The following is a 26,095-nucleotide window of genomic DNA, read 5'->3' as shown; positions in this document are numbered from 1 at the left end:
GTTCAGGGGTTGTTCTGCGGGCTCCGCGGTGCTTGCGGCTCGGTGCCCCTTTCTCGTCGGGGGGCTCGGGAGGACGGTCCTGGGCGGGTGCGTGGTCGGGGCGGTGCCCCGATGGCGGGAGGAGCGGGGTGGGCATCCCGCCATCGGGAGTGCGCAGTTGTGCTGTGCGTGACCGGCGGGGTCTCAGGGGGCGGTGCCCCAGCCGAGCGTCCCGTCCACGTACACGGCCACCTTCGAGGCGTCGGCATAGGCTGTGTCGGTCGACCTGCTGTAGTCGTCGGCCTCGTCGAAGTTCGACCAGTCGGTCTTGTTGAGCCGCAGCTGGATCTCACCGGTCGAGGCGCCCGCGGCCAGGCTGCCGCTGCCGAAGCCGACCTCCAGGTAGTGGTCGGCGCCCTGTCCGGCGCCGGCGGAGGGCACCACGCGATGCGTCACACCACCGCAACCGATCGCGGCCCAGTCACAGTTGGTGCTGTACGTGGTGGCGCCGGACTCGCCGCTGAACCAGTAGCGGACGGTGACATCCGCCAGATCCACGGGTTGCGTGCCGGTGTTCACCAACTGCAGGCCCGGTCTGATCTGGTTGTCCCCTGGGGACGAGTCGTTGTTCTTGTACTGCGCCTTCAGCGTGCCGCTCCCGGTGCCGCCGCCCGCCCCGGTCGTCGCCGTGACCCCGGCCGAGGCTGCCGAGGTGTTCCCGGCGGCGTCCCGGGCCCTGACCGCGTAGCTGTACGCCGTCGAGGCGGTGAGTCCGGTGTCGGTGAATGACGTGGTGGCCGTGGTTCCGGCCTTCACACCGTCCCGGTAGACGTCGTACGCCGTGACGCCGGTGTCATCCGTCGACGGTGTCCAGGACAGGGCGGCCGTGGTGCCGGTCGTCCCGGTGACCCGGAGGTTCGCGGGCGCCGACGGTGCGGCGGTGTCGCCCCCGCCACCGCTGTCCGCACTCGCCGTGAAGGAGAAGCTCTTGGTGCCGAGGCCCTGGCCGCCCTGCCAGATCTCGAACCCGGCCTCGGCGTCGATCAGATAGTGCGTGGGATCGATCCGGCCGCGGCTGACGGCGTCGTCGATCAGGCTCTTCACATCGAGATCGGCGAACTCGGTGGCGCCCTGCTGCAGTACGTACGAGATGACCTTCCAGCCGGAGGCACCGGGCCCTGTCCAGACGTCCCACGCCTTGCCGTCGAGCTGCACCGTGCCGGTGCGGGATCCGATCGGCTGGACTCCGCCGCGGTGGTTCATCCAGATCATCACCTCGGTCCCGTCCGGCTGGTCGTCGGTGACAGGAGTCGAGTTGAACCAGAGGTCCATCGAGACGTTGTACGCACCCGAGTCGACCTGGGTCGTGGACCAGGAGGTGCGGGTGCCGGCGAGTTCGTCGACGCGCAGCGGCAGTCCGCTGTCGGTCGTGCACACGCCCCAGTGACAGCCCTTGTAGCTGGACGGGTACGTGGCCGGGGCGCCGTTGGTCGGGAGGGCGAACGGCGACTCCGTGACGCTCCAGGCCCCCGTCTCCGGATCGACGCTCACACACTGCCGGGCCGTGGAGTTCCACTCGTTCTGCTGGTAGACGTACTCGCCGCCCTGGAGCTCGGTCGTCCCCCAGGCGGTGCAGTCGGTCACCGGCGCGGCCGCGGCCGGAGCGGCGCCGGTGAGCATGGATGCGGCGGCGAGCAGCAGCGCCGCGGCGGTGGCGGCGAGGGGCGGGAACCAGCGGCCGCGGTGGCGGGCCGCCGTGTTCGTGATGAGCCCGCTCACGGTTCCACACCCCAGGCGAGAGCCGAGCCCACATAGGCGGCGACGCGGGGTGCGTCGGCGTAGCCGGTGTTGGTGGCGCGGCTGTAGTCGTCGGCCTCGCTGAAGTTCGACCAGTCGGACTTGTTCAGTCGCAGCTGGACCTCGCCGGTCGAGGCGCCCGCGGCCACGCTGCCCGCTCCGCCGGTGAAGCCGACCTCCAGGTAGTGGTCGGCCCCGGTCTTCGGGCTGCTGACCGTGACCACCGTGTGGTTGATGTTCGACGATCCGAGCGCGGCGTAGTCGCAGTACGTGGAGAAGGTGCTCGCACCGGCCTCGGAGCTGAACCAGTACCGGACCTTGACCGTGGACAGATCGATCGGCGCACTGCCCGTGTTGACGATCTGCAGTCCGAGCCGGATCTGGTTGTCGGTGGCCGACGAGTCGGTGTTCTTGTACTGGACCTTCACCGAGCCTGTTCCGCCGCCGCCCGATTTCGTGGTGGCGGACACGGTCGTGGAGAGCGCCGAGGTGTTGCCGCCCGCATCCCGCGCCGCGACCGCGTAGCCGTACGCGGTCGCGGCGGCGAGGCCCTGGTCCGTGAACGTCCGCGTCGTCGTACTGCCCGCGAGTACGCCGTTGCGGTACACGTCGTAACCGGTGACGGCGACATTGTCGGTCGAGGCGGACCACGACAACGACACGCTGTTGTTCGTCGTCGCGGTGACCGTCAGCCCGGCCGGCGCCGTCGGTGGTTCGGTGTCACCTCCGCCGTCCCCCTCCACCAGCAGTTCGGCGTAGATCGAGAAGGCGAGCGCGAGCGCCGCCTGGGCCCAGAACCGGTGGTACGTGAAGGTGGGGGCCGGTCCGCCGTCCAGGTAGGCCTGGACCTTGGGCCAGTCCGGGTCGTCCCGGTACCAGGACCGCATGCCGATGAAGGTGACGCCCGGCTCGACCGTGTCGCCACCCGGCATCTCGCCCGACCAGCCGTCGGGTACGAACACCTCGTCGTCGAACCGGTTGTAGTCGGCCCTGGTCTCCGGTACGGCGATGCCCTTGTCGTCGGCGTTCAGTGCCATCGCGTCGAGCAGGGCCTTGGCCAGGGCCCCGGCGTCCGCGTCGCCCGATCTGGCGGCGTAGTAGGTCAGCGTCTTGACGTAGGCGGCGCCCACCCCGACGTCGTTGGAGTAGTCCACGACCGAGACGTGCAGTGCCGCGTTGTTCCCGGGGGACGTGGGGTTCCAGGTGTCCGGCTCGCCCGTCCAGTTGAGCGTGGAGGGGAAGCGGTAACTGCCGTCGGCGCCGACGGTGGTCTTCCCGGAGGCCCAGGCGACCCATTTGGACAGCACGGCCTTGGCGGTCGCGTTGCCGGTGACGTAGTAGTACGCGGCGACGCGCTCCATGCCCCAAACCTGGAAGCCGAACCAGTTGTTGCTCGGCGGATCGTGGTAGACCGGCTGCCAGTCGTACGCCATGCCGTAGAACGTCGGCGTGCCGGCCGGCGGGGTTCCGTACTTCCCGTCCCAGCTGTTGGTGCAGCCCCCGGCGAACGCGCCTTCCGCGGACTGCAGCCACTGCAGGAACTCCAGCTGCCTGGTCAGACTCTTCGCCCAGTCGGTGCGCGCCGTAGCCGACTTGGGCGTCAGCGCCGGGACGTTGGACAGGGCCCATGCGGCGAGCGGGTTCTGGTAGCCCTGGTGGGAGGCGCCGTCGCCGATGCGCCAGGCCCACCCGCCGCCGTTCCCCGCGGCCGCGCCGCCCCAGGCGTAGTACCACGACAGCAGGTAGTGCTGGGCGTCACGGCCGGACGCGGCCGGGCAGGAGTTGGGATCCGTACAACTGCCGATCCGCTTGAAGTACTTGTCGAACATGGCATAGCGGAGGTAGTCACCCATCTTGGCGGCCTTGGCCACCGACGCCACGATCTCTCCTTCCTTGCCCTGGGCGGAGGCCCACCGGTAAGCCCAGTAGGCGGCCTGCACCGCGCGGGCGTCGGCGTCCGGGGCGTTGGTGTACTTCCACTGCTTGGCATAGCTCGCGTCGTCGACGAACAGGTCGAGATAGCCGTTCGGGCCGCCGTAGTTGAAGAGATCGGTGGTCGGCTGCGGGATGGTCTCCCACACCGACTCCTGTGCACCGCGCTGGTAGGTGTTGATGAACGACGGTCCGGCTCCCGGACCCGACTCGCCACCGGTGCCGGGCTTGTTGCCGTAGCCGTAGGTGTTGTCCAGGTCCATCAGCCAGTGCATGCCGTAGACGTCCATCGTGCCGTAGGACGAGGCGAGTTCCGTGGCGATGGGGTCCGAGCCGACCGGGACCGAACTGTCCAGGGCTGACGGGTAGTTGTCGGGAAGCGGCCATTCGGGCGCGTAGGTCGCCGGGGAGCTCGGGTTGTACGCGTCGGCGGTGGACTGATCGGCGTGCTGCGGGATGATCGTGCGCTCCGCGATCGCCCACGCTTCGTTGAAGGGGTCCCAGTCCCCCGTCACCCGGCCGTACGCGGCCTCCAGCCACATCCAGAAACTGACGGCCTCGGAGGTCGTCTCGTGACCGTGGTCCGGAGCCTCGACCATCAGTGTCTCGGCCGAGTGGTACGGAAGGCCGTCCGGGCTGAAGTAGCCGTTGCCCGCCGCCTTGATCTTGCCGTACTGGGTGAGGAACGCCTGGGTGTAAGGGTCGTCGGCCGCCGCGGCACGGGAGCCCTCGCCCGTCGCGGTGGTGGGCTTGGCCACGGCGGTGCCCTGGGTCAGGCCCATCGCGATCAGGCTGCCGCTCAAGGCAGTACTGAATGTTCTACGTGATATCGACACAAATCCTCCGTTGGTGGGTGTCGTAGGGGGAGGGAGGGCTGTGCAGGTGGTGCGGAGCGTCAGGGCTCGATGCCCCAGGCGAGTTCGCCGCCGATGTAGACCGCGACCTTCGGGGCGTCCGCGTAGGAGGTCCCGGTGGTGCGGCTGTAGTCGTCGGTCTCGTCGAAGTTCGACCAGTCGGTCTTGCTCAGCCGCAGCTGGATCTCACCGGTGGAGGACCCCGGCGCCAGGCTGCCGCTGCCGAAGCCGACCTCCAGGTAGTGGTCGGCGCCGGCCTTCGGTGAACTCATGGCGGCCACCCGGTGGGTGATGGTGGAGCAGCCGAGCGGGGACCAGTCGCACCACGTGCCGTACGAGGACGCTCCGTTGTCACCGGTGAACCAGTAGCGCACCTTCACCGTGGACAGATCGACGGCGGCGGCGCCGGTGTTCACCAGTTGGAGAGCGGGCTTGATCTGGTTGTCCGCGGGGGCCGGGTCGCTGTTGCGGTACCGGGCCTTGAGCGCACCCGGCTCACCGCCGCCACCGCCTTCGTCGTCGCCGCCCAGCGCGGTGCGCACGGCGTCGTACGAGGCCTTCGGCCGGAGGTTCTCGTCGTAGAGGTTGGCCGCACCCTGTCCGGGGAACGCGTCGGGGACCCAGGAGTACTTGTCCGTGTAGTCCCAGACCGTGATGCCGACGCACCGCGCCACCGCGAGGCAGGCCTCGACGACGTTCCGGTAGTAGGTGGCCTGCGTGGCCAGCTTGGCCGCGTCGGCGGGCAGTTGCATGCGTACGTCGAGTTCGGTGACGGCGACGTCGAGCCCGAGGTCGGCGAATCGCTTCAGGTTCTGCTGCATGCCGCCGGGGAATCCGTACTGGACCGCCAGATGCCCCTGGAACCCGACTCCGTCGATCGGCACACCTTCGGCGACCAGTTCGCTGACCAGGTCGTACATGGCGTCGCTCTTCGCGCCCAGGCCCTCGGTGTTGTAGTCGTTGATGTAGAGCTTGGCGTCCGGGTCCGCGGCGTGGGCGGCGCGCAGGGCGGTGGCGATGTAATCACTGCCCATGGCGTTGTAGAAGGGGCTCGCGCGGAAGGTCCCGTCGTCGTTGAACGGCTCGTTCACGACGTCCCAGGCGGTGACCTCACCCCGGTAGTGGCCTGCGACTTCGGTGATGTGGTTCGTCATCGCCGCTTCCACCTGCGACGCCGGCAGCGCGGCGACCCAGCCGGGCAGCTGGCTGTGCCAGACGAGTGTGTGACCGCGTACGGTCTGACCGTGATCCCGCGCGAAGTCGCTGATCACATCGCCTTTGGTGAAGCTGAACTGCCCCTGCTGCGGCTCGGTGGTGTCCCACTTCATGGAGTTGCCCGGAGTGATCTGACCGAATTCGGAACCCAGGGTGGCGGCGTAGGCGGTGTCGGGCAGTTCGGGATTGTCGGTGGCGGAGCCGAAGTATTTCCCGTGGGCGGCGGCCAGGTCGTGCAGGGTGCTCGGCTCGGCCGCCGCGGCCGGCACTCCCGCCAGAGATGCGGCGACTGCACAAGCGGTGAGCAACAGGACCGGCAGCCCACCGGGGCAGCCGTGAGTGGAGCGCTTTACCAGACTCATGACATTCGCTTTCCTCGGCCGAGAACAGCCGGGGGACATGGGGGCGCGACAGCGACCATGCCTCCGGTTCACGTCTCGAAGGTGTGGGGAGCGGAGGGTAAGGAAGCGTGCAAGTCTTGATGGTGGGAGCGCTCCCAAAGTGGCGTGGTGATGGGCACCTGTCAAGTGTTGAATCACAACTGCCTTACGTATCTGTTAACTTGGAGGCACACCGCCAGGCCTTTCGCGGCACACAACAGCAGGTCCGGGGTGGGTCGGCGATCCGGAATCACCGGCGCCCCCACCGCGCGACCGACGACTGCCGCCCGCACCGCATTCCGACCGGGCAATTCCTCTCTCCGGTGACCATCCACCCGGACCCCTGTGCCCCGCCCCGGAACGTCACTGCCGGAACAGCTCCTTCCGGAGGTCGGCGGGCGGCCCGGACCGCGACAACCCGTTGGCCGAAAATCGCCCACCGAGGACCACCGCGCACGCCATCCGCACACCGACCGGAACGCGCCACCGGTCGCCGGCCGCGGGCGAGCCCGATCGAGACCGGACTGCTGCGGGCGGTTCCGAACCGGCCTCCGAAGCTGCGGAGTTCACGTGGGAGAATCCCGATGCTGTCAGCTCGCGGTCAGGCGCCGGCGTACTGGTCAGGGTGCGCGACCGGGCACTGCGCGGGCACCCTCGGCGCCGGGTCCACGACATGGGGAATGAGACGGTCACGGCATGGGAATCACGGCGCGAGAGCTCAACCGCTCCACGCTCGCCCGGCAGCTGCTGTTGCAGCGGGAGACGCTCGGCGTCGCGGATGCGGTACGGCGCGTCGTCGCACTGCAGGCGCAGCAGGCGGCATCGCCCTACCTCGCGCTGTGGAACCGGCTCACCGGCTTCGACGCGGCCGACCTCGATGCCGCCTTCGCCGGCCATGATGTCGTCAAGTCGACTCTCATGCGGATCACGTTGCACGCCGTCCACATCGACGACTTCCGGGCCTTTCACGAGGCCGTGCAGCCGTCGCTGCGTGCCGCCAGGCTGGGTGACCGCTTCACGGTGTCCGGGCTGACCGCCGAGGACGCCGACGCACTGGTTCCGGAGCTGCTTGCGTTCGCCGACCGGCCGCGCACGGCTGCGGAGTTCGCGGCTTGGCTCACGCAGCGGCTGGGCTCGCCTCCGAAGCCCGGCGCGTGGTGGGGGCTGCGGCAGTACACGCCGCTGCTGCACGCACCCACCACGCCACCGTGGTCGTTCGGCACCCGTCCGTCGTACGTCGCTCCCCCGATCCGGCCCGCGCGAGCGGACCAGGAGGTGTCCGCCGCGTCCCTGCGGACGCTCGTCCTGCGCTATCTCGAGGGGTTCGGGCCGGCATCGGTGGCGGACGTGGCACAGTTCGCGCTGGTCCAGCGGGCCAGAGCCAGGACGGCCTTGCAGGCTCTCGCCGGTGACGGTGGCGTCGAGCGGCTGGCCGGGCCGAACGGTGAGGAGCTGTTCGACACCCCGGGCGCATCGCGTCCGGACGAGGACACGCCTGCACCGCCCCGGCTGATGGCCATGTGGGACAGCGTCCTGCTGGCCTACTCCGACCGCAGCCGCGTCATCCCCCCGGACTACCGCACGCTCGTCATCCGCAGGAACGGCGACGTGCTGCCGACCCTGCTGGTCGACGGGTACGTCGCCGGCATCTGGCGTCCGGCCGTGGGAGGCGTCGAGGTGACCGCGTTCCACCACCTGCCGGATGACGTCTGGGAGCAACTGGCCGCCGAGGCAAGGTCACTGACGTCCTTCCTCGCCGACCGCGAACCGGAGGTCTATCGCCGTTACGACCACTGGTGGAGCAAGCTGCCGAGCGCCGAGGCTCGACTGCTCCCGGGGGAATGAGCCGGCGCCCCGGGCATCCGCCGGGCCCACTCGCCGCGGGACCATCGCTCCGCCGGTCCCGCACGGTCCGCGGCTGACACCGACGGACCGGAGAAGGTGGCCGGCGGCCGATGGGGGATGCGGTGGCGTGCTGTGGACGGCCGCGATCCGTCCCGCCGGACGGTGGACCGGTACTCCCCCGGTGCGGCCGTCAGACGCCCGCCGCTCGGGCCGCCTGATACACCTCGGCCGCCACGTCGACGAGTTCGGCGGCGTCACGCGTCGCCGCCTGGAAGTCCAGCAGGATCTCGGGTACGCCCGTCGCGGCGTGCGCCACCAGGTCCTCGACGATCTGGGCCACGCTGCCCCGGAAGGGCTGCCGGTCCGCGCCCTCGAACGGCTTGGCGCTGTACCTCGCGTTGGCGCGGACGCACACGCCGATCGGCCGGTCCCTGCCGCGCTCGGCAGCCATGTCCTGCACCTTCCGCCACTGTTCGGCCAGTGTCGTGGCACCCATGGCGACGGGCATCCAGCCGTCCGCCCGGTCCACCAGGCGGCGGGTGGAGCGCGGGCTGTTGGCCGGCAGATAGACCGGGACAGGGCGAACGGGCTTGGGGCCGACCTCGGCCGGTGCGATGGTGGTCAGCTCGCCCCGGTACGAGACCGGGTCCGGGCCCCAGACGGCCGCACAGACGTCCAGCAGTTCGTCCAGGACCGCGCCGCGCTTCTCGAAGGGGGCGACCGAGGCGGCCGCGTACTCGTCGAGTGACCAGCCGGTTCCGAGGCCCGCGACCACCCGGCCACCGCTCGCGACGTCGAGCGAGGCGAGCGAACGGGCCAGCTGGAACGGTACGTGGAGCGGGGCGATCAGGACGCTGGTGCCGAGCCTGGCCCGGCCGGTGGCCGCGGCGGCCAAGGTGAGGGTGACCAGCGGATCGGCGACGCTGCGGTACTCATCGGGCCATGGCAGCCCCGGTACGCCGTACAGCCCCTGGGTGGCCGGCTCGGGAAAGAGCACGCGCTCGAAGACCCACAGACTCTCGTACCCGGTGTCCTCCGCCGCGCGCGCCACCGTGGCCACGTCGCGGCCGATGTCGTACTGCTTCATCTGCGGAAGACCGAGACCCAGCGAGACCGGCATGCGTGCGCTCCTTCACGAGGACGGCGGGACAACTACCGTATGTCACATTTTGATTGCCTGTGGTCAACGAAGCGGGTATCGACGGGTGAAGGCGTGCGAGGCCGGCGCGTGGTCGGTGGCGGTGGCCACGAGGCTTTGACGGCCGGAACCCGGACACCGTCGCCGATGGCCCCGCGCCCGGTGACAGCGTGCGCCGCCTCGGGCAGGTTGCCCGGGGCGGTGTGCGGGACGACTCTGGAGGAGGCATCGCCTGCGGCTCGGGAGAACCGGCATCAGGCTGTGCGTCCGGAGACGACGGAGAGGCGCCGACCGTGGACGGTCGGGAACCCGTGCGGAAGCAGTCCGGCGCGAGTGGACACGGGGCCGTGCCCCACACCGCGGACATGCGGGTGGAGGCGTGGTCACCGACGGCCGAGGGGTGCATCGCCGAGGCAGTGCGCGCCGTGGTGGAGGGCTTCGCCGACACGACCGGGGCCACGGTTGTCGGTGAACGCGCATACGTGGTCACGGCGGAGTCCGACGTGGATCTGCTGGTGTCCGTCCTGGAGGAGGTCGTCTACCGGATGGATGCCGACGGCGAGATCCCGCTCGATGTGGAGGTCGGGGCCATCGGGTCGGCGGGGGCCGGCCGGGGCCTGTCGGTCCGCTTCCGGATGGCCGACACCGGCACCGCCGTGCCCGTCGGCGCGGTGCCGAAGGCCGTTTCGCTGCACGACCTGCACCTGCGCGGCGGCCCCGGCGGCTGGACCTGCCGGGTGACCCTCGACGTCTGAGTGCAGGACGGGGAAGGGACGGGATCATGGCGCTCACGGTGGCACTGGCCGGCGACACCATGCTCGGGCGCGGCGTCGCCGAGGAACTGCGCCGCTCGCCGACGCCGGGGACGCTGGTCTCCGCGGGGGTCAGGGAGGCGATCGGGGAGGCGGACCTGTTCGTGCTCAACCTGGAGTGCTGCGTCTCCGACCGAGGGCACCGCTGGCCCGACCCGCAGAAGGCCTTCTTCTTCCGCGCCCCCTCCGCCGCCGCGAAGGTGCTGGCCGAGCTGGGCGTGAACTGTGTGACGCTTGCCAACAACCATGCTCTGGACTACGGGTTCGACGCGATGGCCGACACCCGCACCCTGCTGGCCGGGGCGGGCGTGCACGCCGTCGGCGCCGGGGCGGACGCACACGCGGCCCGGGAGTTCGCGGTGCTGGAGGCGGGCGGTGTGCGGCTTGCGGTGGTGGGCGTCACGGACCACCCGCAGGAGTACGCGGCCGGGGCGGACGGTCCCGGTGCGGCCTGGGCCGATCTCCACGCGCGGGTGCCCGACTGGCTGACGGAGTCGGTGGGCCGGGCCGCCGCGGCCGCGGATGTCGTGCTGGTCACTCCGCACTGGGGGCCCAACATGACCTCGCGGCCGCCGCGTCACGTCTCGGCCGCCGCCCCGGAGCTGCTGGCGGCGGGAGCGACGCTGGTCGCCGGGCACTCCGCCCATGTGTTCCACGGGATCGCCGACCGGATCCTGTACGACATGGGCGACTTCGTCGACGACTACGCCGTGGACCCGGTCCTCCGCAACGACCTGGGGCTCCTCTTCCTGGTGACCCTGGACGGCCCGGATCCCGCGCACCTGGTTCCCGCCCGGGTGGAGGCGGTGCCGCTGACCCTGGACTACTGCCACACCCGTCTGGCGCGCGGCGAGGACCGGGAGTGGGTCCGCGAGCGGCTCACCACCGCCTGCGCCGAGTTCGGCACCGCCGTCGTCGATCGGACCGGTCGGCTGACGGTCGACTGGAGGTGAGGGACGTGGACATCGCACTGGTGGAGAAGGGTCCGTACCGCTTCCGTATCGAGCAGCGGGAACCGATGCGGGTACCCGGGCTGGTGTTCGCCTCGCGGGCGCTGCTGCCACAGGCGGCCGGGGACAAGGCGCTGGAGCAGGTGGCGAACGTGGCGACGCTGCCCGGCATCGTCCGCGCCTCCTTCGCCATGCCCGACGTCCACTGGGGCTACGGCTTCCCGATCGGCGGGGTGGCCGCCACCGACATCTCCCACGGCGGGGTGATCTCGCCCGGCGGCGTCGGGTTCGACATCTCCTGCGGCGTGCGACTGCTGGCCGCCGACATCGACCATGAGGCGCTCGGCCACGACCGGCTGCTGCGGCTGATGGACATCCTCGACGGCACCATCCCGCGCGGCATGGGGCGCGGCGGCCTGTGGAAGCTCTCGGGCGCCGGGGAGATCGACGAGCTGCTGGTCGGCGGTGCCCGGTACGCGGTCGAGCACGGGCACGGTGTGCCGCGCGACCTCGCGCGCTGCGAGGACTACGGCGTCCTGGACGGCGCGGCCCCGGGGCAGGTGAGCAGGCGCGCCGTCGAACGCGGCCTCCACCAGGTGGGAAGCCTCGGATCGGGCAACCATTTCCTGGAGGTCCAGGCCGTCGACCAGATCTTCGACTCGGCGGCATCGGCGGCCTTCGGGCTGCGGGTGGGCCAGGTGTGCGTCATGATCCACTGCGGCTCGCGCGGACTGGGGCACCAGGTGTGCACCGACCACGTCCGCTTGATGGACCAGGAACTGCACCGGCACCACATCCAGGTTCCGGACCGGCAGCTGGCCTGCACACCGGTCGAGTCGCCGCGGGGCCACGCCTACCTGGGGGCGATGGCGGCAGCAGCCAACTACGGCCGGGCCAACCGCCAGCTGCTGTCCGAAGCCGCCCGCCACGCCTTCGCGACGGCTGCGGGAGTCGGTCTGGAGCTGGTCTACGACATCTCGCACAACACGGCCAAACTCGAGACCCACGAAGTGGACGGTGTGGCACGTCCACTGTGCGTCCACCGCAAAGGCGCGACGCGGGCGCTGCCGCCCGGCGACCCGAGCCTGCCCGATGACCTCGTCGGGGCGGGTCAGCCGGTACTGGTCCCCGGGACGATGGGCACCGCCTCGTACGTGATGGTCGGCCTGCCCGGCAACGAGGCCTTCCACTCCGCCTGCCACGGTGCCGGCCGGGTCTGGAGCCGCCATCACGCGCTGCGCATGGTCCGCGGGGAGCAGCTTCGCGGCGAGCTGGAGGCCCGGGGCATCGCTGTACGCCCCTCCTCGTGGCGTGGTCTCGCCGAGGAGGCGCCGGAAGCCTACAAGGACGTCGACGCGGTCACGGCGGTCACCGAGGGCGCCGGACTCGCCCGGCTGGTCGCGCGCCTGGTGCCGCTGGGTGTCGTCAAGGGGTGAGCCGGTGCGGGGCGGGAGAGAGAGGGGGCGCACTTCTCCGGAGGCGGGGACACCGGTCATGGTGGGCTCCGGCGGTGAAGTCGTCCGGCGCTCGCACCTCGGCGGATCGCGAGTAGCGTGGAATGTAGGCGCAATGCCGCCAGGAGGTCCGGTCGTGAGCCGCGAGAAGTGACGACGGACGGACGTCCTGTCCTGCGGACAACGCCGGGCGGAGAAGCTCGCCTTGTCGAGGGAATCGAGCAGCGGCACGAAAACGCAGCAACCGTGCTGCGGGAGGAGCGGGGATGTCGGCCGCGGATGTCGTCGTGCATGCCGGACCGGTCCGGCTCGGCGGTGAGCTGACGGTCCCCGAGGGGGCCACGGGCATCGTGGTGTTCGCCCACGGCAGCGGAAGCAGCCGGCACAGCCCGCGCAACCGCGCCGTCTCGAGCGCACTGAACACGGTCGGGCTGGCCACCCTGCTGTTCGACCTCCTCACGGCGGAGGAGGATCTGGACCGGGCCAACACCTTCGACACCGTCCTGCTGGCCGGCCGCCTGGCCGACGCCACCCGCTGGCTGCGCGACCGGCCCGGGACCGAGGGCCTCGCGGTCGGCTACTTCGGTGCCAGCACCGGTGCGGCAGCCGCACTGTGGGCGGCGGCGGAGCCGGACTCCACGGCCGTGGCGGTCGTCTCGCGCGGCGGCAGGCCCGATCTGGCCGGGCCCCGGCTGCCGGCGGTGACCGCGCCCACGCTGCTGATCGTCGGAGGCGATGACGAGGTGGTGCTGGACCTCAACCGCCGGGCCCAGGCGCTGCTGCGCTGCGAGAACCGGCTCGCCGTGGTCCCCGGAGCCACTCATCTGTTCGAGGAGCCCGGCACTCTCGGGAAGGTGGCGGAGCTGGCCGGAGAGTGGTTCGCCGGACACCTGGGTCGTCGAGCAGGACCGGAAAGCTGATCACCGGCTCGCCGCCCGGCCGACGACACCCTCGACGATGCGGAACGAGGCCATCTATGCAACCCGCTTGTCTACGCGCATCATTGGGTTGCTTCGCTCGCACAACCATCCCCGGCCGCAACACGGGCATCCCCGCTTCACATGTGCGCGTCGACGGCCGGTCCAGTGTTTGTCATGTACTTGTCACTTCCTAGGAGGGGCAACACGATGGCTTGCGGATCAACCAGCCTGTGGGCCGGTGAAACCAGCTGGTTCTGCTGCGGCAACGCCTGGGGGCCATGCTCCAGTGCCGGCGGCGGCGCCTGCGGCAACTGTCAGTCCAGCGCACACCACGGCGCGTGGCCCAACGCCTCACAGGCGTGCTGGAACATCACCCGGCCCGACCTCTGCGGCGAGAACATCCCCAGACGCGGCTGCGGCGCGGTGATGAACGTCAAACACCAGTGCTCGGGCGCGACGGTGTGCATCACGATCACCGACTGCGGCCCGCGCACCAAGGACTGGTGCGGCGAGGCGACTTGCTGCAACGGCACCTGTCGCACCAACCGCGTCCTCGACCTGACGCCGGCCGCCTTCTCGGCGATCGGCAACCTGAGCTCGGGCAAGCTGCCGGTCTACATCTACGAGTGAGGAGGACCGACATGACCGTACGACACGACCGGGCCGACGGGATGCGCCGCCGGCGCTTCCTCACCAATGCCGCCCTCGGCGGCGCGACCATCATCGGCGCGACCGCGCTCGGCGGCCTCGACGCCGAGGCCGCCTTCGCCGCGGAACCCTCGCTCGACCCCGCGATAGCCAAGTCCACCTTCGTGGAAGGCCGCATCACGGGCATCACCGGCAGCATCCTGGAGGTGGCCGGATCCGACGGCGGCCACTCCCGGGTGCAGATGACCAACGTCACCAGCGTGTGGAAGGTGCGCGCCACCACAGCCGAAGTGATCGAGGTCGGCGACGGGCTCTACGCACGCGGCGTCAAGATGCCGGACGGCACCGTGGCCGCCGACGCGGTGTGGGTGAACATCGTGAATCTGGACACGCAGATCCGCGGCATCGCGAAGAACCGGCTGCACCTGGCCCACGGGCAGCACGAACTGGTCGGCCACGTCGCCCCGGACGCCAGCGCCTCGTACGCGGGCCGCGCACTGACGTCCGACCTGTCCCGGCTGCGCATCGGGCAGAGCGCCCAGGTGCTCGGTGCCTGGCGGCCGTCCGACAACTCCGTGGACGTCGTCCGTATCTCCGTCGGGCACTGACGCAGGCCCAGGGACACAGAGAGAGGTAGAGATGCTGTCACTGACAACGGGCCTCGCCCCGCTGGTCCTCGCGGGCCTGCTCGGGTGGACCGGAGCGGTCAAGCTGTTCAGCCGCGGGACCGCACAGCAGGCGCCGAGGACGGCGCTGGCCCGCATGCTGCGCAGCAGTGAGCGGGCCACGACGGTGCTGCGTGCGACCGGCGCGGGTGAACTCCTGATCGCCGCAGGTCTGCTGGTCGTTCCGGCGAACCCGGTGCCGGGGGCCGCCGCCGCGGTCCTCGGGGCGGGGTTCCTCGGCTACCTCGGCTACGGCCGGGCCGTGGCACCGGAGTCCTCCTGCGGCTGCTCGGCAAGTGAGGACACCCCCATCACCTGGCGGGCGTTCGCGCGGGCGGCGGTCGTGCTCATCGGCGGGGCCACGGTGGCGGTGGCACAGGGCACCTGGTGGCCGGTGGTCTCCGAGCGGGCTGCCGGTGCCCTGGTGTTCCTGGCCGGGGCTGCGGCCGTTCTGGTCGTCCTCTCGGCCGACCTCGACCGGTGGTGGCTGCTGCCACTGCGCCGGACGAGGCTGCGTGTCTTCGGGCACCCCCTCCTCGGCACCGCGACCGACCAGGTGCCGGTCGCGGCGAGCGTCGAACTCCTGGAGAACTCCCTCGCCTGGCAGGCCGCCGCACCGGTGGTCCGGTCCGCCTTGCTGGACCACTGGGAGGACGACGGCTGGCGCATTCTCCAGTACTCGGGTGTGTACGGGGACCGGGAGAACGCGCGCCCGGTCGCGGTGGTGTTCGCGCTCGACGCGACGGCGGGCCGCGACACGGGTGACGCCCCGATCGTCCGTGTCAGTTATGTCGACGCGGACAGCGGGGAGGCGGTGGCCGTGGACGAACTGCGCGCGGCGCCGTCGCGGAGGATCCTGCCGATGGCGGGCTGACGCCTCGGCCGGTTCGCCGGCCCGCGCAGACCTCCGGAACACGGCGCAGCGGGCAGCGCCGGACCGAAAGCCGGGTCCGGCGCTGCCCGCTCCGGGCTGAACCCGGTTGCTGTTGTCGAGAGGCCGGTCCCTCACCAGCCTCCGGAGCTGATCTCGACGCGGGCGTTGAGGCCGCCGTTGCCGGTGCCCTTGTAGAAGTAGAGCTTTCCGGTGGCACCCGGTTCGGACTTGACGGCCATCAGGTCACCCGTACCGTCACCGGTGAAGTCGGCGCCGGCGTAGTCCGAGATGCCGTTCCAGCCACGGGAGCCGATCTCGGTGCGGGAGGGACCGGAGTCGATGGTGCCGTTGCCGTGGCCCTTGTAGAGGTAGAGCTTCCCGGTGGACTTCTCCGTGGCGACGATGTCGTCCCTGCCGTCCCTGTTCATGTCACCGGGACTGACGATCTTGTCCATGCCGTTCCAGCCGTAGGAGCCGATCTCCGTCCGGGAGGAGCCGCCGTCGATGGTGCCGTTACCGCGACCCCGGTAGAGGTAGAGCTTCCCGGTCGACTTCTCGACACCGCCGAGGTCATCCCTGCCGTCACCCGTGAAGTCACCGACGAAGATGTTGCTCATCCCGTTCCAGCCGCCGGAACCGATCTCCGTCCGGGAGGGACCGGAGTCGATGGTGCCGTTGCCGTGGCCCTTGTAGAGGTAGAGCTTCCCGGTCGACTTCTCCGTGGCGACGATGTCGTCCCTGCCGTCCGAGTTGAAGTCACCGACGGCCAGATTCGCCATGCCGTTCCAGCCGCCCCTGCCGATCAGCAGCGGAGGCGACGACAGGTTTCCCGTGCCCGTACCGGGGTAGAGCCACAAATTGCCCGTCGCCACCTGAACGGCCACCAGGTCCTTCTTGCCGTCCCCGCTGAAGTCACCGGCCGTCAGGTTCGTCATACCCGGGTCGCCCGTGGTCGCAGCGGCACCGACGTCGACGTAGTTCCGGTCGATGTTGATCGTCGTCCCGCTGTACGACTCGGTGACATTGCCCGAGTACTGGTGAACACGCTGATGGTTGGCCCAGTACCCGGCCGGGATGTTCACATCGGCGGTGTTGGCCACACCGTTCCAGTTGCCGACCCAGACCACGTCCGGACGTACCAGCGTCGTGGACGAGTAGACGGAGGCGAGGTCCTTGATGCCACTGGCGGACGAGCTGTACACGCCCGACCGGTAGTGCAGTTCGTGCATCCGCGCGGACCAGCCGGAGAGGTAGTTGAGGACGTTGGTGCGGTACCCCGAGGAGTACGCCTCCATGTCGATGTAGAGCACCGTTCCCGGGACGAATCCGAGCGCCTGTGCCAGATCGACAGCCGCGTCGGCGGCCGCCCGGCCCTGGCTGGTGGCGCTCGATGAGGAGATGCTCCCCGCTTGGAGGCCCGCGTAGATGGGGAGCAGATGCCAGCCACGGCCGCTCTGCTCGGCCACCCATGAAGCGGTGAGGTTCGGCTGGGAGCAGGCCCGGCTCGGTCCGCCGATGTAGATACCCACGCCTCTGTAGGGCGAGGAAGCCCAGTCCGCCATGGCACCCGAGGAGGGTGCCGTGCAGGCATCGAAGGCTTTGCCGATGTAGCCGGTGCTCGGGGTCGCGGAAGGGGCGGCCGAGAACGTCGGCGCCCGGGGCGTCGGAACCGTCTGCGGCTCGGCCGTGCTGCCGGTGATGGCGGAGCCCAGGATCTCCGCGATCGCTGCCGTCGACGAGCCGTAACTGACGGTTGCGTAGACGCCTGCGCCTTCGAAGGCCAGCCGTACTTCGCGGGAGTCCCCGGCCGGGAGGGCCCTGGGAGCGGAGGAGCCCGCCGGGACGTTCACGGTGGGCACATCCTCTCGGGGTGCAGCTCCGGTGAACGGCTCCAGCACAATCGCTTCGGTCTTCGCCGCGATCAGGTGGGTGGGGCAGGACTGGCGGGCTCCCGGATGCCCCAGGTACACGGTGTGCTGATCGAGTCGTACGCAGGCGTTCGGTTCCTTCTCCAGGTCCACCAGCCTCCACCCGGCCGGTACGTCGATGGAGAGTCCGCCGTACTCGACATGGTTGCGCGACTCCGCCGCCGAAGCGGCGGAGGGCTGGAACATGGCGGTCAGTCCGATGGCGGCGATGAAGGCAGAAGCTGAACGGCGCAGATGTCGGATCTTCATTCTCTCTTCCCGGAGTTGGGCCGATGGGGCACGGCCGGTGCGGTCGGGGCGCGGGAGCACACAGAGGCGGGGCAGCGCCGCGGTGAACTCGGACCCGCCTGGTGGGGCGCCACCAGCCGCCGGTGCCGATTTCGATGCGGGCGTCGAAGCCGCTGTGCCGTCGGCCTTGTAGAGGTAGAGGTTTTCCGGCGGCGCCCGGCCGGCACTCGATCGGCTGTCAGGTCACCCGTTCCGTCACCGGCGAAGTCACCGCCGACGCAGGCCGGGATCCCGTTCCAGCCACCGGAACCGATCCCCCACGGGGGAACCGCCATCGATGGCGCCGCCGCCATGACCCTTGTACAGGTAAAGCGCCCCTATCGACGTCCCGACACCGCCGAGGTGATCCCCACCGTCACCCGTGAAGTCGACGACGAAGGTGCGACGAAGCCTGTCGAGGTGATGATGCGCGGACAGGGAAGAGGACCTAATCCGCCGTCAGCAGGACCTGGCAGCACCGAATCCGGCCGCCACCGAAGCGATCACCACGCGGGGGGAACGGCGCCCCGCACCAGGGGCACGACAACGACGCGGCAGTTGCCCGGGCTCGAGGCCGGTCATCCCCTCGAGATCCTCACCAGGGACTGGTCGCACGGGCTCGGCGAAGAAGCGATGAGCCGCACCGTGACCTTCCTGACCATCTGTCAGGACTGGGTCGGTCAGAGGCTTGAGCGGCAGACGAGTCGGCCTGTACGCCGGGTTCTGTCACCCGGTCGCCTCGCGGCGGCCGGGGAGACGGCCATCCATCTAGGACCGGCATTGCTGCCGGTCTCGTGCGGTCTACCCGCGAACTCGGGCGGGCAGCCCTCGAGCGTTCGCGCAGGACCGTCTTGCGGCGGCCCCTCTTGACCTTGCTCCGGGTGGGGTTTACCTAGCCGCCTGAGTCACCTCAGGCGCTGGTGGTCTCTTACACCACCGTTTCACCCTTACCGAGGACCGGAGTCCCCGGCGGTCTGTTTTCTGTGGCACTGTCCCGCGGGTCACCCCGGGTGGCCGTTAGCCACCACCCTGCCCTGTGGAGCCCGGACGTTCCTCGGGAGGATCCGAAGATCCCCACGCGGCCGTCCGGCCGGCTCGTCTGCCGTGCCGACCATGCTACCCGGCGGGGCGGGGCCGGTCGGACAAGGGCCGACCGGTGAGCGGCCCGCTCAGACGAACGCCGCGGTCTCCAGGTCGAAGGCGAAGGGCGCGGGGAGACCGAGCGGCTTGCGATCGTGGCACAGGACCGTACGAACTCGTCAGAGGCGGACTGTGCCGAAGGCGGCGATGCCGGCCGACCAGGCTGCCGACAGGTCGGCTCCCGGAGGGAACCGGCCGTTGAGTTCCAGGACCACCATCCCGTGCGCAAAGGCCCAGGCGGCGCGGGCCCGCTCCTGGTCCCCGTCGACGACCCGGAAGAGCGGGGCCGCGGCGCGTTGCTCCAGGCCCGGCGGGAGAGATGCCCGGTCCACGAGATGCTCGGTGGTGAGGCGGTACAGATGGGGATGGGCCATGGCGTAGGCGCGGTACGCGTTGGCGAGGGCCGGGAACGACCCCGGGGCCGCGGACTCCGCGGCTTCCAGCGTCTCGGCCGTCTCCCGCAGCACCTCGCCGGCCAGGGCCGTCAGCACTGAGGACTTGTCCGGAAAGTGCTTGTAGAGGGACGGCGCCGTGATCCCGATGCTGTCGGCGAGCCGACGCATGGTGAGGGCTTCCGGGCCTTCCGTCTCCAGGAGGGTGCGGGCGGCGGCGATGATCTGCCGGGCCCGGTCCGTCACATGGCCCGTGGCACGGTCCTTCGTAGGGGCGGTGACACGCTCAGTCACGCGGGAGAGCCTTCCTTCGTACGGAATTCCGCCGGTCCCCCGGAGTCGCCTGAGGTCCGCGGGGCCCCTCGGAGCCCGTATCCGAAGGCGTGATCCTACGAGACGGGGAGGTCCGGCGCGGCAACCGGTCCGGGCGAGTTCGCCTTGCGGCCGCGTCAGGGTTTCCACACTGTCCGAGTGCGGTCCCGGGGAGCGCCGAGACCCCTGTTCCGGCCGTACCGGCACTGAACGCCGTCGTCGCGCTCACGCGGGGGCGAACAGCACCTTCGCCGCACCCGGGTCCGCCTGGGTGAGGCGGACCCGGAGCCGTTCGCCCAGTGGGAGCTTCGTCGTACCGCCGTCGATGCGGGCGACGACGGCCGGGTGTTCGATGTGGACCGTGCCGATGGTGGGTTCCTGGTCCTGCACGTCGACTACGTACGCGTCGAACACCTCGCCCACCTGGTCGCTGAGGAGTGCCGCCTCGACCAGATCGACGCACTCGCGTTCCACCGTGTTGGCGCGTCGGGTTCCCTCGGCCATTTCCTTCGGGAGGCCGGGGAGCGCGGCCATCACCCACTCGGGCGGTTCCCGGTCCGCAACCGCCGCCAGGCACAGTTCGGCCGCGTACCGGTCGACGAGGCGGCGCAGCGGCGCGGTGCAGTGCGTGTAGAGGTCGGCGACGGCGGCATGGACGGCGGGGGTGGGAAGTTCGCCGTGGCCGAAGACCGTGTAGCCGGCGCCGCGCAGCAGGGTGGTGCACTCCTGGAGGAACGCGGCGTCGCTCGTCCTCTTCGGGTCGAGAGACCTGACCACCTGGGCGTACGGGACGTGGTGCGGCCAGTCGATGTGCAGGGCCTCCGCCGAGCGGCGCAGACGGGCGACGGCGCCGTCCGGGGCGACCGGGAGCGTACGCAGGATGCCGGTGCCCGTCTCGGCCATCAGATGGGCCGCCGCCGTACCGGTGAGGAGCGAGATCTGGGCGTTCCAGCCGTCGGCGGGCAGCGGGGCGCGGTACTCCAGGCCGTATGCGCCGCCACGCTGGACGATCTCCTGCTCGGGCACGTCGAGCGAGATCCCGCCGCGGGCGACTTCCTGCTCCTCGCGGAGCCGGCCGATGTCCCTCAGCAGGGCGAGGGGTTCCTCGGCGGTGCCCGCGTCGATCTGCCGCTGGACGTGCGCGTAGTCCAGCTTGGCCCGGCTGCGGACCAGGGCCCGGCGTACGTCGGTGGCGACCGCGCGGCCTTCCGTGTCGAGGTCGATCCGCCAGAGCAGGGCGGGACGGCTCTGGCCGGGAAGCAGACTGGCTGCGCCCTCGGAGAGCACGGTGGGGTGCAGCGGCACCTTGCCGTCGGGGAAGTAGAGGGTCGTCACCCGGCGGTGGGCCTCGGCGTCGAGTGCGCCACCGGGGCGGACGAAGGCGGCGACGTCGGCGATGGCGTAGTGCACGCGGAAGCCGTGCGGGCGGCGCTCGAGGTGCATCGCCTGGTCGAGGTCGGTGGACGTGGGCGGATCGATGGTGAAGAAGGGCAGATCGGTCGCATCCTCGTGCCCGGTCAGGACGAGGGACTTCGCCACCTGTGCCGCCTCGGCGAGGACCTCGGGCGGGAAGTCCGCCGGCAGTGCGAGCGAGGTGCGCAGATTGCGCAGGGCCGCCCGCAGCGGGGTGTCGGCTGCGCCGGTCATGTGGAGATGGCGGCGGGGCATGGACCGAGCGTATGGCGGGGCGGGGCGACCGGCATCCCGGGTGCGGGCGGCTCTGCGGACCGGGGGCGGGGTGGTCCTGAGGACCGGGGCGGGTGATCCTGCGCACCGGGGCGGCGGGGACCTCAGGACCCGGGACGGGTGGTCCTGCGGACCGGGGCGGCGGGGACCTGACCTGAGGACCTGGGGCGGGTGATCCTGCGGATCCGGTGGCGGGTGACCCTGCGGACGGGGGCGGAGTGGTCCTGCGAACCCGGGCGGGGTAGTCCCTTCGGACCCGGGGCGGGGGTCCTGCGGACCGGGTGGCGGGACCGGGTGCCGGGACCGGGCGGTCCGGGCGTCCCCGTACGCTGGCAGGCGGGGCCTTGGGCAGTTGTGGGGGCCGCTTCCCTGTTCGTACGAAGGAGAACCGCCTTGCTCGTGCTGTTGCCGCCCTCCGAAGGAAAGGCCGCCTCGGGGCGCGGAGCACCCCTGAAGCCGGAGTCGCTGTCGCTGCCGGGGCTGGCCGACGCCCGCGCCGCGGTCCTCGACGAGCTGGTCGAGCTGTGCGTGGCGGACGAGGAGAAGGCCCGCGAGACGCTCGGGCTGAGCGAGGGGCTGCGCGGCGAGATCGCGAAGAACGTCGAGCTTCGGACGGCGGGAACGCGGCCCGCCGGGGAGATCTACACCGGGGTGCTGTACGACGCGCTGGACCTGGCCTCCCTGGACACCGCGGCCCGGCGACGGGCCGGAAAGTCCCTGCTGGTCTTCTCCGGGTTGTGGGGCGCGGTGCGGGTGGGCGACCGGATTCCGTCGTACCGCTGCTCGATGGGGGTGAAGCTGCCGGGTCTCGGTGCGCTGGGCGCGTACTGGCGTGCACCGATGGCCGAGGTCATGCCCGAGGTGGCCGGGGACGGGCTGGTACTGGATCTGCGGTCGTCCGCGTACGCGGCGGCATGGAAGCCGAAGGGCGCGGTGGCGGAGCGCACGGCGAGTGTGCGGGTGCTCCACTCCCAGACGGTGAACGGGGTGGAGAAGCGGTCGGTGGTCAGCCACTTCAACAAGGCGACGAAGGGGCGGATGGTCCGCGACCTGCTGCAGTCGGGGGCCCGGCCGAGCGGGCCCGCGGAGCTGGTCGACGCGTTGCGGGGGCTGGGATATGTGGTGGAGGCGGAGGCTCCTGGGCGGCCCGGACGGCCGTGGGCGCTCGATGTGGTCGTGACGGAGATCCACTGACCCAAGGCGATTGCAACATGTGCAACGTGCGTTGCGTAAGGCGCAGTAGGCGCGGCAAGATGAGGCCATGACCTCCCCCTCCGTGCTGGACCTTGCCCCCGTCGTCCCCGTTGTCGTCCTGGAGGACGCCGCTGACGCGGTACCGCTCGCCCGGGCCCTCGTCGCGGGCGGGCTCCCTGCCATCGAGGTGACGCTGCGGACGGCTGCGGCGCTGGATGCGATCGAGGCGATCGCGGCGGAGGTGCCGGACGCGGTGGTGGGGGCGGGCACGGTGATCTCCGCGCGGAACGTCTCCGACACGGTGGCGGCCGGAGCGCGGTTCCTGGTCAGCCCGGGCTGGACGGATCCGCTGCTGGACGCGATGAAGGCGTCGGAGGTGCCGTTTCTGCCCGGGGTCTCGACGACGTCCGAGGTCGTGGCGCTGCTGGAGCGCGGGGTCAGCGAGATGAAGTTCTTCCCGGCGGAGGCGGCGGGCGGTACGGCGTACCTCAAGGCGCTGTCCGCACCACTCCCCCAGGCCCGGTTCTGCCCGACGGGCGGCATCTCGCTCGCGTCGGCGCCGACATACCTGGCGCTGCCGAACGTCGGCTGTGTGGGCGGCAGTTGGATGGTGCCGGGGGATGCCGTGGCGGCGAAGGACTGGGCACGGGTGGAACGGTTGGCGGCCGAGGCTGCGGCGCTGCGCGGCTGATTCCCCCGGCCGCTTCTTCCCGGAACCGATGCCCCGCCCCGGACCCACCGGGTGTCGACGGGGGTACGGGGCACCCCCGTCGCCCGGGGAAGCGGAGTCTCGCGCCGCCGAGGAGTCGCTCTGCCGCCCCGCCGCCCCGGAACGCCTCGCTCCGCCGCGGGACCTTCCGCTCCCTACCGCAGGTGCGACGTGTCGTTCAGCAGTCTCAGTGACGCGTTGCCGTCCGCGTAGTACGCCACCGCCGACAGCGACGCCGCCGAGAGTTCCATGCGGAACAGGGACTCCGGTGGGGCACCCAGGGCCAGCCGGGCCAGGGTTTTGATCGGGGTCACGTGGGTGACCAGAAGCACCGTGCGGCCCGCATGACGGGTGGTCAGGCGGTCCCGGGCGGCCGAGACCCGGCGGGCCACCTCGGCGAAACTCTCTCCGCCGCCGGTGGGGGGCGTTCGGGTGGAGGCGAGCCAGGCGTCCAGGTCGGAGCCGTACCGTTCACGGACCTCGGCGAACGTCAGACCCTCCCAGGCCCCGAAGTCCGTCTCGCGCAGGCCGTCCTCGATCTGCACGGGCAGGCCCAGGCGGGCGCCCACCGTCGCCGCTGTCTCGCGGCAGCGGCGCAGCGGGGAGCTGATGATCTCCTGGATCGTGCCCCGGGCGGCGAGGGACTCCGCCACCCGTTCGGCCTGGTGGCGGCCGGCCGCCGAGAGTTCGGGGTCGCTGCCGCCGCTGCCCGAGAACCGCTTCTCGGGCGTGAGGGCCGTCTCACCGTGCCGGAGCAGGACGAAGGTGGCCGGCGCCCCGAGATCGGCGGCGCCCCAGCCGACCTGCGGCGTGGCCGCGGTTTCCCGGCGGGTGGACATCGCGGCCCGTGCCTTCGCGGCGCCCGCCGCCGCGTCCCCGGGCGGGCCGGAGACCGGGGGCAGGTCGAGGGCGGCCGTCGATGCCGACGGCTCCCACTGCTTGCCCCTCTTGCCCGCGTCCATCGCCTCGTTGGCGAGCCGGTCCGCGTGCTTGTTCTTCTCGCGCGGGATCCACTCGTACGTGACCGCGGACGCCGGCAGGATCCGCGCCGCCTCCGCCGCGAGCGGCTTCATGTCGGGGTGCTTGATCTTCCAGCGGCCCGACATCTGTTCCACGACCAGCTTGGAGTCCATCCGGACGCGCACCTGCAGCGCGCCCTCCGCCGACGCGTCCGGCACGAGTGCCTTCGCCGCCTTCAGACCCGCGATGAGGCCCTTGTACTCGGCCACGTTGTTCGTCGCGACACCGATGTACTCGGCGGCTTCGGCGAGCGTCTCCCCCGTCACCGGGTCGATCACGACCGCGCCGTAACCGGCGGGCCCGGGGTTGCCCCGGGACCCGCCGTCGGCCTCGATGACGAACTGGCGGGGCTGCGTCATTACAGGCCCGACTCCGCCGTACGGACCAGGATGCGGTGACAGTTCTCGCAGCGCAGCACCGTGTCCGGGGACGCCGCCTTCACATCGTTGACCTCGGTGATGTTCAGTTCCAGCCGGCAGCCCTCGCAGCGGCGCTGGTAGAGGCGCGCGGCACCGACCCCGCCCGACTGGGCGCGGAGCCGGTCGTACAGCTTGAGCAGGTCCGCCGGTACGGAACCGGCGACGAGCTCGCGCTCCTTCGTGACGGTCGCGGCCTCGTCGTCGAGAGCCTGCGTCTCGGCGTCCCGGCGGGCCGTCGCGTCGTCGACCTTGGCCTGGACGGCCGAGACCCGTGCGGTGAACTCGGTGACGCGCTCCTGCGCGGACTCGCGGCGCTCCATGACTTCGAGGACGACGTCCTCGAGGTCGCCCTGGCGCTTGGCCAGCGAGGCGATCTCGCGCTGGAGGCTCTCCAGGTCCTTCGGCGAGGTGACCGCGCCGGAGTCCAGCCGCTGCTGGTCGCGGACGGCGCGCTGGCGCACCAGGTCCACGTCCTGCTCCGCCTTGGTCTGCTCGCGGGCGGTGTCGCTCTCCTCGGTCTGCGACGCGACCAGCAGGTCACGCAGTTGTGCGAGGTCGGCCGTGAGCGACTCGATCTCGGCGTGCTCGGGGAGCGACTTGCGCTTGTGCGCAAGCTGCGACAGCCGTACGTCGAGGGCCTGGACGTCGAGAAGTCGGATCTGGTCGGCGGGCGCGGCGTTCAGTTGGGGGCTCCAGAAGAGTGGTGGGTGGTCCAGGGGTCGGTGACCTGCTTCGAGACATGGACCCGCAGGCCCCATCCGTGGCGGTCGGAAATCGCGTCGAGCTGCGCGGCGGCCTGCTCGCACCAGGGCCACTCGGTGGCCCAGTGCGCGGCGTCGATCAGGCCGATCGCGGACTGCTGAACGGCCTCGGAGGCCGGGTGGTGGCGCAGATCAGCGGTGAGGAAGGCGTCGACGCCCGCGGCGCGCACCGCGTCGAAGAGGCCGTCGCCGGAGCCGCCGCTGACCGCGACGGTACGGACGACGGCGTCCGGGTCACCGGCCATGCGGATGCCCTGCGCGGTGGCGGGCAGCCGGGCGGCGGCGCGGGCGGCGAGGTCGCGGAGGGTCTCGGGGTGGTCCAGCTCGCAGATCCTGCCGAGGCCGCGACGGCCCTTGGGGTCGGTCGGGTCCGGCACGAGTGGCCCGGTGACGCGCAGGTCCAGGGCGCCGGCGAGGGCGTCGGAGACGCCGGGGTCGGCGGTGTCTGCGTTGGTGTGCGCGACGTGCAGGGCGATGTCGTGCTTGATGAGGGTGTGCACGACCCGGCCCTTGAAGGTGGTGGCGGCGACCGTCGTCGTGCCCCGCAGGTAGAGCGGGTGATGGGTGACGATCAGCTGTGCGCCGAGCTTGATCGCCTCGTCGGCGACCTCCTGGACGGGGTCGACGGCGAAGAGCACACGGTCGACCTCGGCGGCCGGGTCGTCGACGTCTCCGCAGACCGTGCCGACCGCGTCCCAACCTTCGGCCCGCTCGGCAGGCCAGAGGGCGTCGAGCGCGGCGAGGACTTCAGACAGACGGGGCACGGAGGAAAGGCTACCTTCCGTCCGTGCCCCGCCGCCCATG

At 71.1% G+C, this 26,095-nt stretch carries 18 protein-coding genes, 1 other RNA gene and 3 pseudogenes; 10 read left to right on the top strand and 12 right to left on the bottom strand.

Annotation, left to right across the window (positions count from 1 at the left end; all coding sequences use genetic code 11):
- Nucleotides 1-183 precede the first annotated feature (183 nt).
- The 4 genes and pseudogenes from OG963_RS31135 to OG963_RS31120 form a co-directional block, all read right to left on the bottom strand.
- Nucleotides 184-939, bottom strand: a pseudogene (locus OG963_RS31135) (cellulose binding domain-containing protein); the annotation flags it as partial.
- Between the two features lie 27 nt (nt 940-966).
- A pseudogene (locus tag OG963_RS31130) lies at nt 967-1,659 on the bottom strand (hypothetical protein); the annotation flags it as partial.
- 95 nt (nt 1,660-1,754) lie between these two features.
- Nucleotides 1,755-4,499 (bottom strand): glycoside hydrolase family 48 protein, encoded by a 2,745-nt coding sequence (locus OG963_RS31125; protein ID WP_371800330.1) that lies wholly within the window; start codon nt 4,497-4,499, stop codon nt 1,755-1,757.
- A gap of 104 nt (nt 4,500-4,603) precedes the next feature.
- Nucleotides 4,604-6,139, bottom strand: a complete 1,536-nt coding sequence (locus tag OG963_RS31120; RefSeq protein ID WP_371799698.1) for an endo-1,4-beta-xylanase — start codon at nt 6,137-6,139, stop codon at nt 4,604-4,606.
- A gap of 714 nt (nt 6,140-6,853) precedes the next feature.
- Here OG963_RS31120 and OG963_RS31115 point away from each other — a divergent pair.
- Nucleotides 6,854-8,002, top strand: coding sequence for a winged helix DNA-binding domain-containing protein (locus OG963_RS31115; protein ID WP_093929564.1), 1,149 nt, complete (start codon nt 6,854-6,856; stop codon nt 8,000-8,002).
- Between the two features lie 190 nt (nt 8,003-8,192).
- On the opposite strand, the gene OG963_RS31110 is transcribed toward OG963_RS31115, so the two are convergent.
- A complete protein-coding gene (locus OG963_RS31110; protein ID WP_093774698.1) occupies nt 8,193-9,122 on the bottom strand; it encodes an LLM class F420-dependent oxidoreductase in 930 nt (309 codons plus the stop codon).
- A 365-nt stretch (nt 9,123-9,487) separates the two neighbouring features.
- On the opposite strand from OG963_RS31110, the gene OG963_RS31105 reads away from it, so the two are divergent.
- From OG963_RS31105 to OG963_RS31075, 7 genes and pseudogenes are all read left to right on the top strand, one after another.
- A complete protein-coding gene (locus OG963_RS31105; protein ID WP_256223468.1) occupies nt 9,488-9,895 on the top strand; it encodes an archease in 408 nt (135 codons plus the stop codon).
- Between the two features lie 26 nt (nt 9,896-9,921).
- Nucleotides 9,922-10,905 carry a CapA family protein gene (locus OG963_RS31100; RefSeq protein ID WP_093774696.1) on the top strand — a complete coding sequence of 328 codons (984 nt, stop codon included), beginning with the start codon at nt 9,922-9,924 and terminating at the stop codon, nt 10,903-10,905.
- Nucleotides 10,906-10,910: 5 nt separating this feature from the next.
- Nucleotides 10,911-12,338, top strand: a complete 1,428-nt coding sequence (locus OG963_RS31095) for an RtcB family protein (RefSeq protein ID WP_319324877.1) — start codon at nt 10,911-10,913, stop codon at nt 12,336-12,338.
- 269 nt (nt 12,339-12,607) lie between these two features.
- Nucleotides 12,608-13,276: pseudogene (locus OG963_RS31090) on the top strand (dienelactone hydrolase family protein); the annotation flags it as partial.
- A gap of 174 nt (nt 13,277-13,450) precedes the next feature.
- Complete coding sequence (locus OG963_RS31085) at nt 13,451-13,906, top strand: septal ring lytic transglycosylase RlpA family protein (RefSeq protein WP_234322162.1); 456 nt, start codon at nt 13,451-13,453, stop codon at nt 13,904-13,906.
- Nucleotides 13,907-13,917: 11 nt separating this feature from the next.
- Nucleotides 13,918-14,532 carry a cell wall protein gene (locus OG963_RS31080; protein ID WP_078879005.1) on the top strand — a complete coding sequence of 205 codons (615 nt, stop codon included), beginning with the start codon at nt 13,918-13,920 and terminating at the stop codon, nt 14,530-14,532.
- A 31-nt stretch (nt 14,533-14,563) separates the two neighbouring features.
- Complete coding sequence (locus OG963_RS31075; protein WP_093774694.1) at nt 14,564-15,463, top strand: MauE/DoxX family redox-associated membrane protein; 900 nt, start codon at nt 14,564-14,566, stop codon at nt 15,461-15,463.
- A gap of 131 nt (nt 15,464-15,594) precedes the next feature.
- Here OG963_RS31075 and OG963_RS31070 read toward each other — a convergent pair whose 3' ends face one another.
- From OG963_RS31070 to OG963_RS31055, 4 genes are all read right to left on the bottom strand, one after another.
- A complete protein-coding gene (locus OG963_RS31070; protein WP_093774692.1) occupies nt 15,595-17,640 on the bottom strand; it encodes a glycoside hydrolase domain-containing protein in 2,046 nt (681 codons plus the stop codon).
- A 714-nt stretch (nt 17,641-18,354) separates the two neighbouring features.
- Nucleotides 18,355-18,756: RNase P RNA component class A (rnpB, locus tag OG963_RS31065), an RNA gene on the bottom strand.
- Nucleotides 18,757-18,917: 161 nt separating this feature from the next.
- A complete protein-coding gene (locus OG963_RS31060) occupies nt 18,918-19,436 on the bottom strand; it encodes a TetR/AcrR family transcriptional regulator (RefSeq protein WP_093929706.1) in 519 nt (172 codons plus the stop codon).
- Between the two features lie 291 nt (nt 19,437-19,727).
- Nucleotides 19,728-21,170: an RNB domain-containing ribonuclease gene (locus tag OG963_RS31055; RefSeq protein WP_256223467.1), complete on the bottom strand. Its 1,443-nt coding sequence runs from the start codon at nt 21,168-21,170 to the stop codon at nt 19,728-19,730.
- Between the two features lie 411 nt (nt 21,171-21,581).
- Between OG963_RS31055 and yaaA the strand changes: the two genes are divergently transcribed.
- Complete coding sequence (yaaA, locus tag OG963_RS31050) at nt 21,582-22,382, top strand: peroxide stress protein YaaA (protein ID WP_362272001.1); 801 nt, start codon at nt 21,582-21,584, stop codon at nt 22,380-22,382.
- Between the two features lie 67 nt (nt 22,383-22,449).
- Nucleotides 22,450-23,073 carry a bifunctional 4-hydroxy-2-oxoglutarate aldolase/2-dehydro-3-deoxy-phosphogluconate aldolase gene (gene eda / locus OG963_RS31045; protein ID WP_093774688.1) on the top strand — a complete coding sequence of 208 codons (624 nt, stop codon included), beginning with the start codon at nt 22,450-22,452 and terminating at the stop codon, nt 23,071-23,073.
- Between the two features lie 173 nt (nt 23,074-23,246).
- Here eda and OG963_RS31040 read toward each other — a convergent pair whose 3' ends face one another.
- From OG963_RS31040 to OG963_RS31030, 3 genes are read right to left on the bottom strand one after another with little or no spacing between them, the layout of a single operon-like run.
- On the bottom strand, nt 23,247-24,470 hold the full coding sequence (locus tag OG963_RS31040; RefSeq protein ID WP_093774686.1) for a bifunctional RNase H/acid phosphatase: 1,224 nt from the start codon (nt 24,468-24,470) through the stop codon (nt 23,247-23,249).
- Nucleotides 24,470-25,213, bottom strand: coding sequence for a zinc ribbon domain-containing protein (locus tag OG963_RS31035; protein WP_199822923.1), 744 nt, complete (start codon nt 25,211-25,213; stop codon nt 24,470-24,472). The genes OG963_RS31040 and OG963_RS31035 overlap by 1 nt, the downstream gene beginning before the upstream one ends.
- Complete coding sequence (locus OG963_RS31030; protein WP_093774682.1) at nt 25,210-26,055, bottom strand: Nif3-like dinuclear metal center hexameric protein; 846 nt, start codon at nt 26,053-26,055, stop codon at nt 25,210-25,212. The genes OG963_RS31035 and OG963_RS31030 overlap by 4 nt, the downstream gene beginning before the upstream one ends.
- Nucleotides 26,056-26,095: the final 40 nt, after the last annotated feature.

This window comes from Streptomyces sp. NBC_01707 (assembly GCF_041438805.1).
In the GTDB taxonomy this organism is placed as follows: domain Bacteria; phylum Actinomycetota; class Actinomycetes; order Streptomycetales; family Streptomycetaceae; genus Streptomyces.
This window is presented reverse-complemented; position numbering and strand designations above follow the sequence as displayed.